The following is a 17900-nucleotide window of genomic DNA, read 5'->3' on the forward strand; positions in this document are numbered from 1 at the left end:
CCGTCATGCGGCTGCTCCCGGGCCGGCCCCGGCTGCTCGCCCTGGGCGAGCCCACCCACGGCGAGGACACCTTGCTCCGGCTGCGCAACGAACTCTTCCGGCAGCTCGTCGAGGAGGAGGGGTACCGGACCATCGCGATCGAGAGCGACTGCCTGAGAGGACTGGTCGTGGACGGTCACGTCACCTCGGGCACGGGCACGCTCGACCACGTCATGGAGCACGGATTCGGTCACGGCTGGGGCGCCTTCCCGGCCAACCGTGAACTGGTGCGCTGGATGCGGGCGTACAACGACGGCCGGTCCCCGTCCGAGCAGGTGCGCTTCGCCGGATTCGACGGTCCGCTGGAGACGACCGGCGGCGCGAGCCCCCGAGGCGCCCTGACCGCCCTCCACGGTTACCTCGCGGAGCGGGTCGACGCACGGCTGCTCCCCTGCACCGCGCAGACGCTCGACCACCTCCTCGGCGCCGACGACCGGTGGACCGAGCCCGCCGCGATGACGGATCCGGCCCGGTCCGTGGGGCGGTCGGCCGAGGCCGGGGAACTGCGGCTGCTCGCCGACGACCTGGTGGCCCTGCTCGACGCGCACGCACCGCACCTGCGCGCCGTGTCCACGCGGGAGGAGTGGGACCGGGCGCGGCTGTACGCGCGCACCGCGACCGGGCTGCTGCGCTTCCACCACGGGACGGCCGACACCTCACCCGCCCGCATGACGCGGCTGTGCGCCCTGCGGGATTTGATGATGGCCCGCAACCTGTGCGCCCTCGCCGAGCGGGGCCCGGTGCTCGTCCACGCCCACAACTCCCACCTCCAGCGGGAGAAGAGCTCGATGCGGATGTGGCAGGGGCCGGTGGAGTGGTGGAGCGCGGGCGCGCTGGTGAGTGCGCGGCTCGGCGACGCCTACGCCTTCGTCCCCACCGCCCTCGGCACCATCCGGCACCGGGGCGTGGACACCCCGGCCCCGGACACCCTCGAAGGTCTCCTGTACGCGCTCCCGGAGGACCGCTGCGTGGTCGACACCGCGCGGCTGGCCACCGTCCTCGGCGACGGGCGTCCGGCGCACCGCGCGTCGCCGTGGTTCGGGTACGCCCCGTTCGACCCCGCCCACCTCGCGGACAGCGACGGCCTCGTGTTCGTCAAGGACGTCTTGGCCGGGGACGTCGCGCGGGGTTAGGCGCGTCGAGCCGGCCCGCGTGCCGGGCCGCGCGGGCCATGAGCGTCTGGTAGGAGATCTTGCCCGTCGGGCCGAGCGGCATCTCGTCGACCGTCAGCAGCAGTTCGGGGTGCTTGCGCCGCGACAGGCCGCGGGCTCCCAGGTGGGCCGTGAGGTCCGCCAGGGTGGGGGTGGGGGCGCCGGGGGCCGGGCGGACGCAGGCGCACAGGCGCTCGCCGAGGTCCGGGTCGGGCACCGGGACGCACACCGCCTCCGCGACGGCGGGATGACCGCCCAGTTCGTGTTCGACCTCGGCGAGGCTGATGTTGAGGCCGCCGCGTACGACGATGCGCTTGAGCCGCCCCAGCACGTGCAGTCGGCCGTGCTCGTCCAGCCGGCCCAGGTCGCCGGTGCGGACCCAGCCGTCGGGGGTGCGGTAACGCGCGTCCAGATCGGGCGCGTTGACGTAACACATGGGGGTCATGGGTCCCAGGGCCTCGATCTGCCCGCTGTGCCCGGAGGGCAGCGGTGCGCCGTCGGGGCCGGTGATCCGGATGCGGGCGACGGCGGGATCGGGGGTGCCGACGCTGTCGCCCGGCGGGTGGCTCTCCCCCGCCGTATGGCAGTTCACGCCGTCCGAGGAGCCGTAGACCGTCACCACCGGGCGGCCGAAGCGCCGCCGGCACGCCTCCGCGACGGCCGGGGGCAGGGCGGCGCCGCTGGAGACGACGGACCGCAACGACGAGGTGTCCTCGCCCGGTCGCACCGGGAGTTCGGCGATCCGGCGCAGCATGGTGGGCACCGCGAACAGATGCGTCGCACGGTGCTCCGCGATCAGCCGCAGCGTGCCCGCCGGGTCGAACGCCGACGGCACGATCAGGGTGCCGCCGAGCACCGCGAGGGTGACCGGTGTGCCGAGCGAGCCGAAGGAGGAGGCCAGCGGGACGAGGACGAGGTGGCGGGGCGGCACCGCGGGGTCGGGGTGCAGCGACCGTACGTAACGGGCCCGGCCGCCGGCCAGCGCGTGATGGCTGTAGGCGACCATCTTCGGCTCGGTCTCGGAGCCGGAGGACACCAGGATGCGGGCGGGTCCGTACGGGTCGGGCCGCCGGGGTGTCCAGGGGCCCCGGGGCCCTGGTGCGTGCAGGCCCGGCACGTGGTCGTGGCCCGGGCCGGGGACGAACACCGTGCGCAGGTCCGGGAGTTCGGCGACGGCCCGGGTCCGGTGGGCCGGGGCGAGGACGGCGCCGCGGGCGCGGGCGCGGGCGAGCAGGGCCCGGGTGTCGCGGTCGTCGGTGCCCGGGGGCAGCGGCAGGGCCACCGCGCCGATGGCGTACACGGCGAGTTCCGCGGCCACGGCGTCGCGTCCGTCGGGCAGCCGCAGCGCCACCACGTCGCCGCCGCCGAGGCCCGCCTCGGTGAACAGGGCGCCGATCCGGCGGACTTCGGCGTCCAGGGCCGCGTAGGACAGCGTCCCGGCGTCGTCCACCAGGGCGGTGCGGTCCGGGTGTTGCCGTACCCGGGCGGTGAACAGCGTGTACAGATCGCTGTCCGGGCACAGGCCCGCCCGCACCCAGGCCTGCCGCCGGGCGCGGGGCACGAGGTCGGGGAAGGGCACCCCGGCGCGTGAGGTCCATACCCGGTGTCCGTCCCGGCCCGCGGGGAGGACGGCGGGGACCACGGTCGTCATGCGAACTCCCAGGGCGCGTGCGGGCGGGCGTGTCCGGTGACCCGGTCCGGTGGGGCGACCGCCGTGCGGAAGGCCGGGTCCCGGGCCAGGGCCGCCAGGTCGGTGCGGACGGGGGTGGCGGTCAGGCCGTGCGCGGCCAGCCGGAGCGCGCACTCCTCGGTGGTGCGGCCGCGGTCGAGCAGTCCACGCAGCGCCTCGGGGTGGGCGCGGGCCTCCGGGCCGAGGTACAGGTGGCCGTCGGCGGTGGGCAGCGGCCGGTCCAGCGGCGTCCAGCGGGTCCGGCGCGCGGGACGCGGGATCAGGGCGGCGGCGGAGACCAGGCTGGAGTCGACCCGGCAGCCGCGCCCGGTCCGCTCCCGGGCCGCCAGCGCGGCCAGCACGCCCTGCGCGCAGACCAGTCCGCCGAGCACGTCGGTGAGGGTCATCAGGGAGGGGGCCGGCGGTTCGCCGTACGGCCGTACGGCGGCGGCGAGCCCGCTGTGCACTTGGGCCAGGTAGTCGGTGCCCAGGGGCGGCCGGTCGCCGAGGGTGTCGCCGAAGCCGGAGGCCCAGGCGTACACCAGGGCGGGGCGGGCGGGCAGCAGGTCGGAGTCGTCCAGGCCGAGCCGGCCGGCCTTGCCGGGGGCCCAGTTGTGCAGGAAGACGTCGGCTTCGGCGGTCAGCGCGCGCACGGTGTCCCGGCCCGGCGCGGTGGTGAGGTCGGCCTCGACCACCCGTTTGCCCGCGTTGAGTGCGGTGAACCGGGCCGAGATGCCGCCCGCGAGCGGGGCGAGCCAGCGCATCGGGTCGCCACCGGGGGGTTCGATCCGGATCACCTCGGCGCCCAGCATCCGCAGGACGTGCCCGGCGAGCGGGCCCTGCACCCTGCGGGTGGACTCCACCACCCGCAGCCCGGTCAGGGGGAGGGCGGCGCCCGGCGCGTGGACCGCGGGGCGCGGCGCGGGCACGCCCCCGTCGGGGCGCGCCGGTGCGGGGGTGAGCCGCCAGGGGGCCGGGTGGACGGGCGGGGCGGGGTCGGAGCCGACGGTGAGGAGGCTGACGCCGCTGTGGTGGGCGGCGGCCCGCAGGTCCGCCAGGGTCCGGCCGAGGGCGGCCTGCCGCAGCTCGTCGGGCAACGGGCAGACGGCGGTGGCGAACCGCTGCTGGAAGGGCAGCCAGCCACGGCCGGCGAGCGGGGCGGGCACCCCGAGCCGGGCCCAGAACTCCCGCCAGGCCGACGGGTCGAGGGTCTCCACCTCCACGCGGGCACCGTCGGAGGTGTCCAGCGTCGCCAGTCCGGGCTCGGACGCCTCCGGCTGTTCCAGACCGTCGGCCGTGGCGGCGGCCAGGTACTGGCCGAGCGCCAGCAGCGCCCCCTGGGCCACCGAGGTGTGCGCCTCGCGCAGGTCCAGCCCCCGGGCCCGCCCGATCCCGGCCGCGGTGGCCCCCTGGGCCGCGAGGACGCCCGCCACCACCGAGGCGTAGTCGACGGCCAGCGGAACGGGGCCGCCCGTGGCCCGGCCGTGGACGTGCATGAGACCGCAGGCCGCCTGCACGGCGCGCTCGTCGGGCAGGTCCATGCCGACCGGGCCCGCCCAGTCGAGGGTGTGCCGTACCTCCACCGGGCGCGCCGTGCGCCGCAGCAGCCGGTCGGCGACGGCGGTGGCGACCGCCGGGTGTGCGGCGGTGCGAAGAGGCGTCGTCACCCGCGCCCCTCGCCGGGCCGGCGGCCCTGCACCGAGTAGAAGACGCTGGAGGCGGCACGGAACGACGGGTCGCGCATCAACCGCCCCACGCGGTCCAGCTCGTCGTCGGTCATGCCCTGGGCCAGCAGCCGGTCCCGGAGGTTGCGGGTGTGGTTCAACTGGAGCCCGAGGCCGGGGTCCTGGGCGTGGCGCACGTCGATGTGCAGGTGGACGTCGATGCCGGTCAGGCCGGCCGCGCGCAGGGCGGCCGGCACCCGGCGTCCCCAGTGCGGGTCGCCGCCCGCGGCGCGCAGCGCGGCCGCCTTGGCGCGCAGGAACCGGACGTACAGCTCCTCGGTGGCCGCGTCCGGGGTCAGCAGCGGCGGCTCGTAGGAGGCGTCGATCTCGTCGATCTGGAGGAGGCCGCCGGGCCGCAGTGCGCGGACGAGCCGCCGCAGCACCGTGTCGCGGTCCGGTACGTGCTGGAGGACCAGACGTGCCACCACCAGGTCGTAGGTCTCCTCCGGCAGCGGGTCGCGGGCCACGTCGAGCGCGGCGACCTGGAGGCGCGGGCCGGGCACCAGGTCGCGGGGGTCGCGGTCGGTGGCGAGCACCGAGCCGTCCGGGGCGACCCGGTCGGCGAGCCAGCGCGCGATGCTGCCGCCGCCCGCACCGATCTCCAGACAGTGCCAGCCCGGGCCGACCCCGGCGGCGGCCAGCCGGGGCAGGGTCACCGGGTCGTAGGCGGCCTCCAGGCAGCGGTGCTGGTCGCGGCTGTGCGCGGTGCCGTTGTCGAAGACCGCTCGGGCGGGAGCCGGCGGTGTCATGAAGGGGTTTCCTTTCGTCGACGCTGGCCGGTGACCGGCCAGTCGAAGCGGGTCGGGCTGTCAGGTCCAGCGGCCGGTGCCGGCCGGCGCTGACCCCGTGAGCCGTCGTGACAGGGCGGCGCGGCGGACCTTGCCGGTGCCGGTGCGGGGCACATCGTCCCAGGTGAGGACGGCCGGGTCACGCAACGCCGGTAGCCCGTACGTGGCTTGTTTCCAGGCGTCCGGGTCCAGCCGGCCGTCGGCGGTGACCACGACGGGCAGCGGATCGCCGTCGGGCAGGCCGAGGACCACGCACTCCAGGGCCTGGGGCAGCCGCTGCTCCAGCGCGTCCTCGGTCCGCAGGCAGCTCATGCCGGGCAGGCTGTCGACCTCGCGGTCCAGGACGCTGACGCTGCCGTCGCGGTGGAGCACGCCCATGTCGCCCGTGGACCACCAGTCGCCGACGCGTTTGGCGGCCCAGCGTTCGTCCTCGCCGACGTAGCCCTGGGCGAGGGCGGCGGTGCGCACCAGGAGCAGTCCGGGACGGCCGCGCTTCACCGGCCGCAGGGTGTCCGGGTCCACGGCGCGCAGCCGGGTGCGGCCCGGCACCGGGCGGCCCAGCCGGCGTGCCGTGGACTCGGCGTCCGCCGCGAGGGCGGAGCGCCGGGTGTGGAAGCGGAAGGTGAGCGGTCCGGTCTCGGTCTGGCCCCAGCCCTGCATCCACAGCGGGCGGCGGTGCCGGCTCGCGGTCAGGTAGGCGCGCAGGGTCGGCGGGTGCACCGCGTCGTAGGTGCTGATGTAGAGGCGGACCCGGCGGAAGGGGTTGTCGAGCCGGGTGGTGAGCGGCCGCAGCCGGACGTAGGTGGCGGGCGTGGCCTCGACGACGGTGGGCGGGTGGGTCCGCAGCAGTGGATCGGCGGTGTCCGGGTCGTCCCCGCTGAGCAGCACGATCTCGGCGGGCGGGACCGAGAGGACGACCGCCGTCCAGCAGAAGGCGCGCCCGTGGGCGTAGGCGCCGGCGTTGAGGAGGACGTCGTCCGGGCGGATGCCGATGCCCGGGTAGCGCACCGCCTCGAAGCGGGCGAGCTTGTCCACGAGGGTGCGCGTGGAGTGGGTCACCAGTTTGGGCAGTCCGGTGGTGCCCGACGTGTGGTGGATGACGAGGGGTTCGTCGGGGGAGCGCCGTACCGGGGGGCAGGGCCGGGTGGCGTCGAGGCCGGCGAGGTGGAGGGCGCCGGGTACGGCGGAGTCGAGGGTGACGAGGAGTGGCGCCGGCGCGTGTGACGCCGCGTCCCGGCAGCGGGCCAGCAGGGCGGCGGTGGTGACGAGCGCGGCGGGCCGGAGCCGGTCCAGCAGGGTGAGCAGGTCCGGGGTCTCCAGCCGGGCGGACAGCAGCGCGGGGACGGCGCCGAGCCGGACCACGGCGCAGCCGAGCAGGTCGTGGTCCCAGTGGTTGTCCTTCACGATGGCCACGCGGTCGCCGGGCCGCACTCCGGCGTCGGCGAGCCGGGCGGCGGTGGCGCGGACCAGGTGGGCGAGTTCCGGGAGGGTCCAGCGGGTTCCGTCGTGCGGGGCGATGTCGAAGGGCCGGTCCAGGTGGACGACGGTCGGGGCGCCGGTCGCCGCCGCCTCGTCGAACAGGGTGCCCATGTCATGCGGTCGCAACGGTGTCCTCCTCTCGGTGGGGGCCGGCCGGGCGGTGTCGTCCGAGCCTGCTCAGGACGCGGGACGCGGCGAGCGCGCCCGCGCGCACGGCGCCTTCGGAGGCGGGCCGGAGCATCACCCAGTCGCCGGCGTACTCCACCGCGCGCACCGGCCGGGCCAGGAACGCGGCGCGTTCCCCGAGGGCCTGCGGGGTGGCTTCGGGCAGGCCGTGGCGGAAGGTGTGGGTGAAGTGGTGGCGGCGGGCGCCGCCGATGCCGGGGACGTAGCGCTCGGCGGCCTGGACGAGCAGTTCCGCGGCCTCGTCCGGGTCGGCGTCCAGCAGTTCGGGGACGCGGCGCGGACCGGCCACGAGGGTGATCAGGCCGCGTCCGGCGGGGGCCCGGCCGGGGTCCTTGGCGTGGTCCACGACGACGCCGGAGAGGGTCTGTTCCTCGGCGGCCGGGGTGAGCAGGATGTGTACGGGGCGCCGGGCGGGCGGGACGAGCGGGCGGTCCAGCAGGCAACCGACCTTCATCATGGGGGTGAAGGTGCAGGCGGTGAGGAACGGCCGTTCGTCGGCGGGGGCTTCGGGGCGCAGGGCCGCCGCGACGGGGGCGGGCACGGCGAGCACCGCGGCCCGCGCGGTGACCTCGCCGTCGTCGAACCGCAGCACGGCGTGCCCGCCCTCGTCGACGACCTCGCGCACGTCGTGGCCGGTGACGACCTCGGTGTCGGCGGCGAGCCGGCGGGCGAGGAAGTCCATGCCGTCGCGGTAGGTGCGCCAGGCGGACGGTGCTCCGGCCTCCAGCAGCAGGCTGATCAGCGGGGCGGCGGCGGAGCGCGCGGTGTCCCAGCCGAAGAAGCAGCCGGCGACCGGCTGGAAGAGGTAGTCGTGCAGGTCGCGGTGGTAGCGCGCGGTCGCCTCCCGGACGGTGGCGGCGCCCAGCGGGCCGCGCTCGGGCCGGTCGCCGTCGAACCCGGCACGGCGGCGGCCGGCCCAGGCGGAGAAGGCGGCCAGGTCGAGCCGGGCGCGGGCGGACAGACCGGCGCCGGTGAGCACGGCCGTACCCTCGCCGACGCCGGGATGGGCGCGCCCGCCGCGCCAGACGGCCACGCCGCCGCCGACCCGGGGCACGTCCTCCACGCCGACGCCGAGCCGGCGCAGCAGTTGCCAGGTGGCGCGGTAGCCGCGGGAGGCGACCTGTTCCGCGCCGGTGTCGATCGTCCAGCCCTGGTGGCGCAGGCTGCGCATCCGCCCGCCGACCTCGGGGAGCCGCTCGTAGACCCGGACGGTGAGCCCTGCCCGGCGCAGTTCGTGGGCGGCGGTCAGTCCCGCGATGCCCGCGCCGACGACGGCGACGTCGAGTTCGGGCGTCATCGGGTGGCCCCCCATCCGGCGAGCAGGTTGGCGACGGTCATCAGGACCACGCTGAGCCGGTGCACCGCGAACCCGGTGCGGCGGGCGGTCATGATGTCGCCGCGGACGAACCCGGTCAGGTACTGGCGGGTGCGCAGCGCGGTCGCGGGGAGCATCAGCGGCACGAACCACCAGGGCGCGGTGCCGGTGAGCGAGGCGAGGGCGCCGATGAGGAACTCGGTGGCCGACAGCGCCGCGATGAAGACGGCGTTGCCCCGCTCGGAGACCAGGGCGGCCACGGTGGGCCGGCCCACGGCCCGGTCGCCGGCGACGTCGTTGGTGTTGGAGTAGACACCGAACATGAGCGGCCCGAACCCGAACAGCACCGCCTGCACCATCAGGAACCCGGAGTACTCCCCCGTCAGCAGCCCGTACGGGACGATGACCAGCACGGCGCCGAGGGCGACCAGGAACACCTCCTGGAAGCCGTGGTAGCTGATCTTCAGACCGTACGAGTACTGGAGCGACACCACGAACAGCGCGGCCGCCGCGACGAGCGCCCACGGCGGGCGGTGCGGGGCGACGGCGACGGCGGCCGCCCACAGCACCGCGCCGGCCGCCGCGCTGGTCCAGGCGAAGCGCAGCGCCTGGGGCACCGTCAGCGCGCCGGCGACCAGGGGCTTGCGCGCCTTGCTGCGCAGGGGGTTGTCGGGTCCGTAGTTGGCGAGGTCGCTGCCGTCGCGGAAGCCGGTGACGTCGTCCAGGGCGACCATCGCCATCAGGACGGCGATCTCGCCGACCAGGAAGAGCGCGAGGACCAGTGCCCGGCCGGCGGTGAAGGCGCCGAGCGGGAACAGGGTGGCGGCGAGGGCGAGGAAGATGCCGAGGTAGTAGTCGTACACGTCGAGCTTGCCGAGCCGCGCGTAGGCGCGCAGCCGGCCGCGGCCGTGGGCGGTGGCCGCGGGACGGGCGGCCGTGATGCTGTCGGTCATGGGGACCTTTTCGAATGGTGTCTGCGTACGGGTGTTCGGGTCCGGCGCTCCGCGGCGCGGACGGCGTGGCGCCCGGCCGGGGCCGCGCTTCGGGGGGGGACGCCGCGGTTCAGCGGTGCTCGGTGGCGAAGGCGCACACGAGGTCGGCGACCTGCTGGACCTGGTCGTCCGTCAGCAGGTGGTGCACCGGCAGCGCCAGATGGCGGCGGGCGGCCCGTTCCGCGGCCGGCCAGCGGGCGCCGGGGGGCGCGTAGGGAGCGAACGCGGCGTGCGTGGGCAGGGGCTGGGGGTAGTAGACGTGGCTGGCCACCCCGTGGGCGGTCAGGTGGGCGGCGAGCGCTTCGCGGGCGTCGGCGAGGACGGTGTAGACGTAGAAGCACCGGCCGTCCGGGTCGGGCGGCGGCGGGGTCACGCCGAGGCCGGCGAGCGGGGTGAAGCGCTCGGTGTAGTAGGCGGCGATCTCGGCGCGCCGGGCGAGGCGGGCCGGGAATCCGGCGTGGCGGTGGATCTGGAAGGCCGCCTGGATCTCGTCGAAGCGGCTGTTGACGCCGATGGTGTGGTGGACGAAGCGGCGCCCGGGGTGCTGGCCGTGGTTGCGCAGGGTCCGCACCCGCTCGCCGAGCGCCGGGTCGCGGGTGACGACCACGCCGCCCTCGCCGGGCATGCCGCACGTCTTGACCTGGACGAAGGAGTAGACGCCCGCCTCGCCCCACAGTCCGGCGGGGACGCCGCGCAGCACGCCGCCCTGGGCGACCGCGGAGTCCTCCAGGAGGCGCAGTCCGTGCCGCCGGGCCAGTTCGGTGAAGCGGGGCATGTCGGCCATCACGGAGAACATGTGGGCGGGCATCACGGCCTTGGTCCGCCGGGTGACGAGCCGTTCGGCCGCGTCGGGGTCCATGGTCATGGTGTCGGGCCGGATGTCGGCGAAGACGGGGGTGGCTCCGGCGGTGACGACCGAGGAGGCCAGGGGCGCGCAGCCGAAGGCGGGCACGATCACCTCGTCGCCGGGGCCGACGTCCATGGCCCGCAGCACCAGGGTGAGGGCGGAGGTGCCGCTGGAGCAGGCGACCACGTCGGCGGCGCCGAGGTCCGCGCGCATCAGTTCTTCGAAGGCGGCGGTGCGCGCGCCCAGGATGAAACGTTGCTCCGGGTCGAGGCCCACCTCGCGGACCAGGGCGATCAGCGCGGGGCGGTCGGCTTCGAAGAGGGCGGGCGGGAAGAAGGGGACGGTGACGGGCGGCGCTGCGGTCATGCGGTGGTCCTCGTCGTGGCGAGGAAGGAGCCGATGGTGTCGCAGACGCGGTCCAGGTCGCCGGGGTCGAGATCGGGGTGGAAGGGCAGGGCCACGGCACGCCGGGCCGCCGCCTCCGCCTGCGGGAAGTCGCCGGGCCGGTGGCCCAGGTGGGCGAAGGCGGGCTGGTGGGGCAGTGGCAGGGGGTAGTAGACCTCGGTGCCGATGCCCCGCTCGTCGAGGTGGTCGACCAGGGCGTCCCGGTGCTCCGTCTCGATCAGGTAGACGTAGTACACGTCCCGGTCGTCCGGTCCCTCGGCGGTGGTCCGCGGCAGCCGGACGATCCCGGGCACGTCCCGCAGCCGGGCGGTGTAGGCGGCGGCCAGTTCGGCGCGGCGCGCGATCTGCTCCTCCAGGACGGTCAGTTTGGCGAGCAGGACGGCCGCCTGGATGTCGTCCATCTTGCTGTTCATGCCCGGCAGTGCGCTCTCGGTGGAGATGGCCGGGAAGTCGTTGAGCGTACGGCCGGTCCTGCCGTGGTGGCGCAGGGCGGCGACGGTGTCCGCCACCTGCGGGTCGTCGGTGAGGACGGCCCCGGCGTCGCCGAGCGCGCCGAGCGTCTTGGAGGGGAAGAAGGAGAGCACGCCGCCCGCGCCGTGCAGACCCGCGTGGAGCCCGCGCCGGCGCATGCCGATCGCCTCGGCGCTGTCCTCGACGACCGTCAGTCCGTGCCGCCGGGCGACGGCGTCGACGGCCGCCATGTCGGCCATGGTGTGGAAGAGGTGCACCGGCATCACGAACCGGCTGCGCGGGGTGACGGCGGCGTCGAGCGCCGCGGGGTCCATCGCGTGGGTGTCCGGGTCGATGTCGACGAACTCCGGCCGTCCGCCCGCGAGTACGACGGCGGAGGCGGTGGCGAAGAAGGAGTACGCCGGTACCAGGACCCCGTCACCGGGGCGCAGTCCGCAGGCGCGCAGCAGGAGCACGAGCGCGTCGGTGCCGCTGTTGACGCCGATCACGTGCCGGGCGCCGGTGTAGTGCGCGAGCGCCGCCTCGAACTGTCCGACCTGTTGTCCGTGGCTGAATTTGCCACTGCGGAAAACGTCCTCCAACGCTTTTTCGATGGTCGGCCACAATTGTTCGAAAGTGGCGACCTGGGAGAAGAAGGGAATCGGTTCGGCCGTCCCCGGAGTGACCGGAGACGCACTCCCGGCCCGCGCCCGGAGCTGTCCACTGGAAGGCAATTCTCACCCGCCCCGTCGTTTCTGTGGATTGACCGGCAACGCTAGTCGTACCTTCCCGGCGGCGGAGAAAGGAAAGGATCATCTTCACACTTTGTGGGTAACGAGGTTCCGGATCGCTTGACCCTTTCCCAAACCGGCCGCAATAGTCTTGCGGCGCACCGGAGTTGTGCGCGACGCGACGCGAACCGCGTGTTCCGCGCCCGGTGTTCTCCTTCCCCACTCCCCTTCCAGGAGGCCCTGTGCTGCAGCCCCTCGTGATCGGGCTCGGCCGCTCCGGATCCGGACTGCACCTGAGGACGCTCGTCCGGCTGTCCCGGCGCACCGCGGCCGCCGGCGCTCCGCTGGTCGCCCTGCCCGCGGTCGGCTGCGACCCGCGCGCCGGCACGCTGCGGGCCGCGGCCGAGCCCGGCGAGGCCACGGTCGTCGGCACGCTCGACCAGGCCCTGGCCCAGGTGGACCCGGCCACCGCGGTGGCCCATGTGTGCACCCCGCCCCGGCTGCGCCACGAGGTGGTCGCGCGACTGGCCGGGCACGGCGTGCGCCGGATCATCGTGGAGAAACCTCTCGCCGCCTCCGCGGCGGAACTCGACGCCCTGGTACGGCTGCGCGAACGGGAGGGCCTCGAGCTGGCGGTCGTGGCGCACTGGACCAGCTCCCGGCTCGCCGGCCGGCTGCGCCGCCTGATCCGCGGCGGACGGCTGGGCGCCCTCCGCCGGATCACCGTGGACCAGCACAAGCCCCGTTTCCTGCGGTCGCTGACCACCGACGGGCACCCGACCGCCCTCGACGTGGAGATCCCCCACTCCCTGGGGCTGGTGCTCGATCTGGCCGGTCCCGCCGAACTGCGCGCCGCCCGCTGCTGGGACCTGCGTCTGACGGACCGCGCGCTGCCCGGACTCGGCGGCGCGCACGTGGAGTTGGAGCACCGGTCGGGGGTGCGCACCCTGCTCCGCTCCGACCTCGGCGCACCGGTCAGGCAGCGCAGCGTGGTCTGCGAGTTCGAGGGCGGCACGGCCACCGCCCACTTCCCGCTGAGCGAGGACGACGACCACGCCCAGCTCGTCGTCTCCCCGTCCGGCCACGGCACGGCACCCGCGCCGGACGGCGAGTCCGAGGCCGGGCACCACGTCTTCCGTGACGACGCCCTGACCGACTTCTTCGAGTGCGCCTACCGGGGCTTCGCCTCCGGGACTGCGGGGGCCGCGAACTTCCCGCTCGCCTGTGCGGCCACCCGGCTGCTGTGCGCGGCCCGCGAGCGCTGTGCCGTCGTACCGCACGCCCCCGCGGGGAGCCGCTGACATGCCCGGACGGAACATCGCGGGGCGCGGCGCGTTCGGGCCGCTGACCGGCATCGGGGACGAGGCCGCGCCGGGCGCCGACGGCCAGCTGGCCGCCCTGCGCCGACTGGGCTGGTCCACCGTGGAACTGCGCAACATCGACGGCACGGCACTGGCCGACCTCTCCCCCGCCGCCTTCGGCTCGCTCACCCGGCGCCTGGCGGACGCGGGCGTCACCGTCACCGCCGTGGCGTCCCGGATCGGCAACTGGTCGCGTCCCGTCACCGGCGACTTCGGCCGGGACCTCGCCGAACTCGATGTGCTCGCCGAGCGGTGCGCCGCCCTCGGCTGCCGACTGGTGCGGATCATGTCGTATCCCAACGACGGCCTAGCGGAGGCGGATTGGGCCGACCGCGTACTGGCCCGCACCGCAGTCCTCGCGGACCGCGCCGAGCGGGCGGGGCTGGTGCTGGTGCACGAGAACTGCGCGGGCTGGGCCGGGGACCGGGCCGACCGCGCGCTCCGGCTGCTGCGCGCCGTCGACAGCCCGGCGCTGCGTCTGCTGTTCGACACCGGCAACGGCGTCCCCTACGGCTACGACGCCCCGGAGATGCTCCGTGAACTCGCCCCCCACGTCGCCCACGTGCACATCAAGGACGCCGTGCGGCTGCCGGACGGCTCCACCGCCTACACGCTGCCCGGCGAGGGCGAGGCCGGGGTGGCGCGGTGCCTGCGCATCCTGGCCGACCACGGCTACACCGGGGCCCTCTCCCTCGAACCGCACCTCGCCGTGCGCCCCCACGAGGGGCCGGCCCGGGCCGGCGCGGACGCCGCCGACCTGTTCGTACGGGCCGGCCGTGCGCTGGCCGCGCTGCTGGACCACGCCGCACCGGACGGCCCGGCGTGAGCACCGCGTTCACCGACCGGCACCGCGAACTGCTGCTGGACCTGCTGCGCCTGCCGAGCGTCAACCCGCTGGAGGCCGGACCGGAGGATCCGCCGTCCCGGCTGCCGGACGCCCTGGCCCGCTATGCGGCGGCCGCCGCCCTGGCCGGGTTCCGCACGGTCCGCCTCGCCCCGCCGCACGCCTCCTGCCTGGACCGCCCGGACGTGCCGGCCACGGTCCGCGCCGCCGCCCGCGATCCGCGGTTCCTCGCCGGGCAGCCCAGTCTGCTGCTGCGGCTGGGACCCGACCGCCCCCGCGCGGACACGGTGGTGTTCAACGTGCACCTGGACACCGTCGCCGGGCACACCCCGCCGGTCTTCGACGGCGCGCGGTTCACCGGCCGGGGCGCGGTCGACGCCAAGGGGCCCGCCGTCGCGCTGCTCGCCGGGCTGGAGGCCGCCGCGTCCCACCCCGCCGTCGGACGGGACGTCACCGTGCTGCTCCAGGCCGTCGCCGGGGAGGAGGGCGGGGCCTTGGGCACCTACGGCACCCGCCCGCTGCTGGAGGCCGGGCACCACGGGCGGCTCAACGTGTTCTGCGAGCCGACCGGCCTGCGCGCGCTGCCCCGGGCCACGGCCGCCATGACCGCGCGGATCACCGTCGAGGGCGAGGACGCGGTGGACGACCGCCCGGACGCCGGGCACAACGCCACCGTGCTGCTGGGCTTCCTCGCCCAGCACCTCGCCGCCCGGCTGGACGGCGCCGTGCCCGGCACCCGGGTGTGCGTCGCCGGACTGCACACCGGCCGCGTCCACAACCGCGTCCACGGCACCGGCACGCTGCTGCTGAACCTGTCGTACCGGCGCACCCGCGACGGCGCGGCGCTGGAGACCGCGGTCGGCCGGCGACTCGCCGACGGCCTGCGCCGCTTCACCGAACTCTTCGGCACCACCCGGGAGTTCGCCCGCACCGCCCGGGACGCGGCCCGCATCACCCGGCTCGGCTGGGACAAGCGGGGGCTGCCCGCCCTGGACAACCGCGACCCGTGGGCGCAGGCGCTGCTGGCCCGGTCGGGCGCCCGGCCACCGGCCGACGACCCCGGCTTCACCTGCGACGCCGTCTGGGCGGCGGGACTCGACGGCGCCTTCACCGCCGTGCTGGGACCCGGCTCGCTCGCCGCCAACCGCGCCCATGCGCCCGGTGAGTTCATCGACCTCGCCGATCTGGAGGACTTCGCGGGCGTCGTACGGCGCCTCGTCACCTCCTTCGCGGAAGGGCCCCGCCCCGAAGCGCCCAGCGCACCGACCCGCTCTCACGCTCCGCCACCCCGAACGCCCCGGCCCGAAGAGAACCGGACCCCCCACCCGTAAGGAACCCGGATGACCGCACCCACCGCCCCCCGTACGGCGGTCGAGCACTCCCCCGTCCTCGTCGACCACGCGAAACTGCGCACCGCGCTCACCGATCTGTTCGCCGGCCACGGCATCCCGGCCGCGCGGGCCCGGCTCGCCGCGGACGCCCTCTGCCACGGCGATCTGACCGGCCTCGACTCCCACGGTCTGTTCAACCTCGGCCGGCTCTACCTGCCGCTGCTCGCCTCGGGCCGCTGCGACCCGCGTGCGGAGCCGCGCACCCTCACCGACCTGGGCGCCTGCGCGGTCGTCGACGCCCGCCGCGCGCTCGGGCTGTGGGCAGCCGCCGAGGCCATGGACGACGCCGTGGCACGCGCCGGACGGCACGGCGTCGGCCTGGTCTCGGTGCGCGGGGCGACCCACTTCGGGTGCGCCGGCTTCCACGCCGCCCGTGCCGCCGAGGCCGGGATGATCGGCGTGGTCGCGAGCAACTGCGGCGGGCAGCGCATCGCCCGGCCGCCGGGCGGGGCGCTGGCGATGCTCGGCACCAACCCGCTCAGCGTCGCGGCACCCGCCCTCGACGGGCACCCGTTCCTGCTGGACATGAGCACCACCGTCGCACCCACCGGCAAGGTCCGCGTCGCCGCCCGCCGCGGCGCCCCGGTGCCCGCGGGCTGGCTGGAGGACACGGCGGGGAAACCGGTGACCGACCCGTCCGCCTTCGACCGCGGCGAGGCCTTCCTGCGCTGGCTGGGCGGCAGCGCCGAAACCGGTGTGCACAAGGGCTACGGGCTCGGCATCGCCGTGGAACTGCTGGCCGCCGTGGTCTCCGGCGCCGCGCTGGGGCCCGCGCCCGCGGCGCTGGAGGGCGACGGCCGCCCGCACGGCAGCGACGACGACATCGGCTTCTTCCTGCTCGCCATCGCCCCCGAGGTGCTGCGTCCCGGCGCGGACGTGGCCGGCACGACCCGGTCCCTGTTCGGCACGCTCGTCGACTGCCCGCCGCTGCGCGAGGGCGAACCGGTGCGCTACCCGGGCTGGTGGGAGGCGGAACTCGCGGCCGAGCGCCGCCGCGACGGCATCCCCCTGCCGCCGCACCTGTACGAGGAGCTGACCGCCCTCGGTCTCCTCGACGGCGCAGGGGGCGGCCGGTGACCCGCCCCCTGCGCCTGGGAGTCGTCGGTCTCGGCGCCATCTCCCCCTACTACCTGGCCGCCGCCGAACGGCTCCCCGAGTGGGAGCTGACCGCCGTGTGCGACGCCCGCGCCGAGACCCTCGACGCGTTCGGCGGCACGGCGGCACGCTTTCGCGACCATCGGACGCTGCTGGCCGACGCCCGGCCGGACGCCCTGGTGGTGGCGGTGCCCAACGACGTGCATCTGCCGGTGTGCCGGGACGCCCTGGCGGCCGGCGTCCCGGTGTGCGTCGAGAAGCCCCTCGCCCTGACCGCCGCCGAGGGACGGCTGCTGGTGGAACTGGCGCGGCGCCACGAGGTCCCGTTGATGACGGCGTTCCACCGCCGCTACAACACCGCCGTCCGCGACCTCGCGCGCCGGACGGCGGGCCGGGAGATCCGCTCGGTGAAGGTGCGCTACCTGGAGCGCATCGAGGACCACCTCGGCGGCGAGGACTGGTATCTGGACCCGGCGCGCTGCGGTGGCGGCTGTGTGGCCGACAACGGCCCCAACGCCCTCGACGTGGTCCGGCTGCTGCTCGGCGACCTCACTCTGACCGGCTGCGAGCTCCGGCGCGACGGCCTCGGCCTCGACCGCCGGGCGGTGCTGCGTCTGCGCGGCCGCACCGGGGCGTCGGCCTCGGTCGAGCTCGACTGGTCGTATCCGGGTGAACGCAAGGACGTCGAGGTGGAGTTGGGCGACGGGGAGGTGCTGGTCGCCGACATGCTGGCCGGGCACACCGCCTTCAAGGGGTCGCTGTGGCACGAGTACGAGGCGATCCTGCGGGAGTTCGCCGTGCTCGCGGAAGCCGGGGCGGCGGCCGGTCCGGGGGCGCACGGCGGTCTTCAGGCGCTGGAACTGGTGGAGGCGGCCTATCGCCGCGCCCTGCCCGCGGCCGGTACGGCGACGACGGTGGCGGGCCGGTGAATCCGGCGGAGGACGGCGCCAAGCGCGTGGTGCGCGGTGCGCTGGTCAAGGTGCTGGTGCACCGGCGCACGGACCGGGGAATGCGGCTGGAGGAACACGCGGCGCGTTGCGTCCGCCGGGGTGAGGTGCACGAGTTGGTCACCACCGACCAGTGGGAGCCCCGCCCCGGCGCCCGCATCGACCGGGTGGGCTTTCTCGGCTTCGTCGAGCTGGAGTGTGGCGGCGTCATCGACCGGGGGGACCTGGTGCGGATCGGGGACGCGGTGGTCGGCACCGTGCTCGGCTTCGACGCCTGCCATCTGCCGAACCACTACAACATCCTGATCCACGCCGAACGCGCCGTCAGCGGGCTGGACTTGGAGCTGCTGCCGGAGGATGCCGTCTCCTTCACCCAGGGGCGGGCCGGTCGGGAGCGTACGGCTCACTGATCCCGGACAGCGATGGAGGGCCCATGGACCTGGCGGGGTCCATGGGCCCGTGTGCGGCCGGTCCCGTACGGGTCCG

15 protein-coding genes are annotated in these 17900 nt (G+C 75.7%); 7 read left to right on the forward strand and 8 right to left on the reverse strand.

All coding sequences use genetic code 11. From position 1 onward, the window contains the following. Positions 1–5: 5 nt before the first annotated feature. A complete protein-coding gene (locus BLW85_RS02590; RefSeq protein ID WP_074995941.1) occupies positions 6–1172 on the forward strand; it encodes an erythromycin esterase family protein in 1167 nt (388 codons plus the stop codon). On the opposite strand, the gene BLW85_RS02595 is transcribed toward BLW85_RS02590, so the two are convergent. From BLW85_RS02595 to BLW85_RS02630, 8 genes are all read right to left on the reverse strand, one after another. After that, positions 1135–2841, reverse strand: coding sequence for a class I adenylate-forming enzyme family protein (locus BLW85_RS02595; protein ID WP_074990330.1), 1707 nt, complete (start codon positions 2839–2841; stop codon positions 1135–1137). The genes BLW85_RS02590 and BLW85_RS02595 overlap by 38 nt on opposite strands. Beyond that, positions 2838–4526: a CoA transferase gene (locus BLW85_RS02600; protein WP_074990332.1), complete on the reverse strand. Its 1689-nt coding sequence runs from the start codon at positions 4524–4526 to the stop codon at positions 2838–2840. The genes BLW85_RS02595 and BLW85_RS02600 overlap by 4 nt, the downstream gene beginning before the upstream one ends. After that, positions 4523–5332 (reverse strand): class I SAM-dependent methyltransferase, encoded by an 810-nt coding sequence (locus BLW85_RS02605; RefSeq protein WP_070029321.1) that lies wholly within the window; start codon positions 5330–5332, stop codon positions 4523–4525. Before BLW85_RS02605 ends, BLW85_RS02600 begins: the two co-directional genes overlap by 4 nt. Positions 5333–5392: 60 nt before the next feature. Then, the gene (locus BLW85_RS02610) at positions 5393–6976 is read right to left on the reverse strand and encodes a class I adenylate-forming enzyme family protein (protein WP_244174797.1); all 1584 of its coding nucleotides are present in this window, start codon (positions 6974–6976) and stop codon (positions 5393–5395) included. Then, positions 6963–8333, reverse strand: a complete 1371-nt coding sequence (locus BLW85_RS02615) for a protoporphyrinogen/coproporphyrinogen oxidase (protein ID WP_074995942.1) — start codon at positions 8331–8333, stop codon at positions 6963–6965. The genes BLW85_RS02610 and BLW85_RS02615 overlap by 14 nt, the downstream gene beginning before the upstream one ends. Next, the gene (locus tag BLW85_RS02620) at positions 8330–9304 is read right to left on the reverse strand and encodes a UbiA family prenyltransferase (RefSeq protein ID WP_074990337.1); all 975 of its coding nucleotides are present in this window, start codon (positions 9302–9304) and stop codon (positions 8330–8332) included. Before BLW85_RS02620 ends, BLW85_RS02615 begins: the two co-directional genes overlap by 4 nt. A 109-nt stretch (positions 9305–9413) precedes the next feature. Then, a complete protein-coding gene (locus BLW85_RS02625) occupies positions 9414–10556 on the reverse strand; it encodes a DegT/DnrJ/EryC1/StrS family aminotransferase (protein ID WP_074990339.1) in 1143 nt (380 codons plus the stop codon). Then, the gene (locus BLW85_RS02630) at positions 10553–11647 is read right to left on the reverse strand and encodes a DegT/DnrJ/EryC1/StrS family aminotransferase (RefSeq protein WP_239697728.1); all 1095 of its coding nucleotides are present in this window, start codon (positions 11645–11647) and stop codon (positions 10553–10555) included. Before BLW85_RS02630 ends, BLW85_RS02625 begins: the two co-directional genes overlap by 4 nt. A gap of 371 nt (positions 11648–12018) precedes the next feature. On the opposite strand from BLW85_RS02630, the gene BLW85_RS02635 reads away from it, so the two are divergent. From BLW85_RS02635 to BLW85_RS02660, 6 genes are read left to right on the forward strand one after another with little or no spacing between them, the layout of a single operon-like run. Continuing rightward, on the forward strand, positions 12019–13077 hold the full coding sequence (locus BLW85_RS02635; protein WP_074990342.1) for a Gfo/Idh/MocA family oxidoreductase: 1059 nt from the start codon (positions 12019–12021) through the stop codon (positions 13075–13077). Between the two features lies 1 nt (position 13078). Next, the gene (locus BLW85_RS02640) at positions 13079–13963 is read left to right on the forward strand and encodes a sugar phosphate isomerase/epimerase family protein (RefSeq protein ID WP_070029326.1); all 885 of its coding nucleotides are present in this window, start codon (positions 13079–13081) and stop codon (positions 13961–13963) included. Beyond that, complete coding sequence (locus tag BLW85_RS02645; protein ID WP_074990344.1) at positions 13960–15312, forward strand: M20/M25/M40 family metallo-hydrolase; 1353 nt, start codon at positions 13960–13962, stop codon at positions 15310–15312. Before BLW85_RS02640 ends, BLW85_RS02645 begins: the two co-directional genes overlap by 4 nt. Positions 15313–15321: 9 nt before the next feature. Then, positions 15322–16449, forward strand: a complete 1128-nt coding sequence (locus tag BLW85_RS02650) for an Ldh family oxidoreductase (protein ID WP_074990346.1) — start codon at positions 15322–15324, stop codon at positions 16447–16449. Then, positions 16446–17396 (forward strand): Gfo/Idh/MocA family protein, encoded by a 951-nt coding sequence (locus BLW85_RS02655; protein WP_208624810.1) that lies wholly within the window; start codon positions 16446–16448, stop codon positions 17394–17396. The genes BLW85_RS02650 and BLW85_RS02655 overlap by 4 nt, the downstream gene beginning before the upstream one ends. Continuing rightward, positions 17393–17824 (forward strand): DUF6917 domain-containing protein, encoded by a 432-nt coding sequence (locus tag BLW85_RS02660; protein WP_074990348.1) that lies wholly within the window; start codon positions 17393–17395, stop codon positions 17822–17824. Before BLW85_RS02655 ends, BLW85_RS02660 begins: the two co-directional genes overlap by 4 nt. The last annotated feature ends 76 nt before the right edge of the window (positions 17825–17900 follow it).

Source organism: Streptomyces misionensis (assembly GCF_900104815.1).
GTDB lineage: Bacteria > Actinomycetota > Actinomycetes > Streptomycetales > Streptomycetaceae > Streptomyces > Streptomyces misionensis.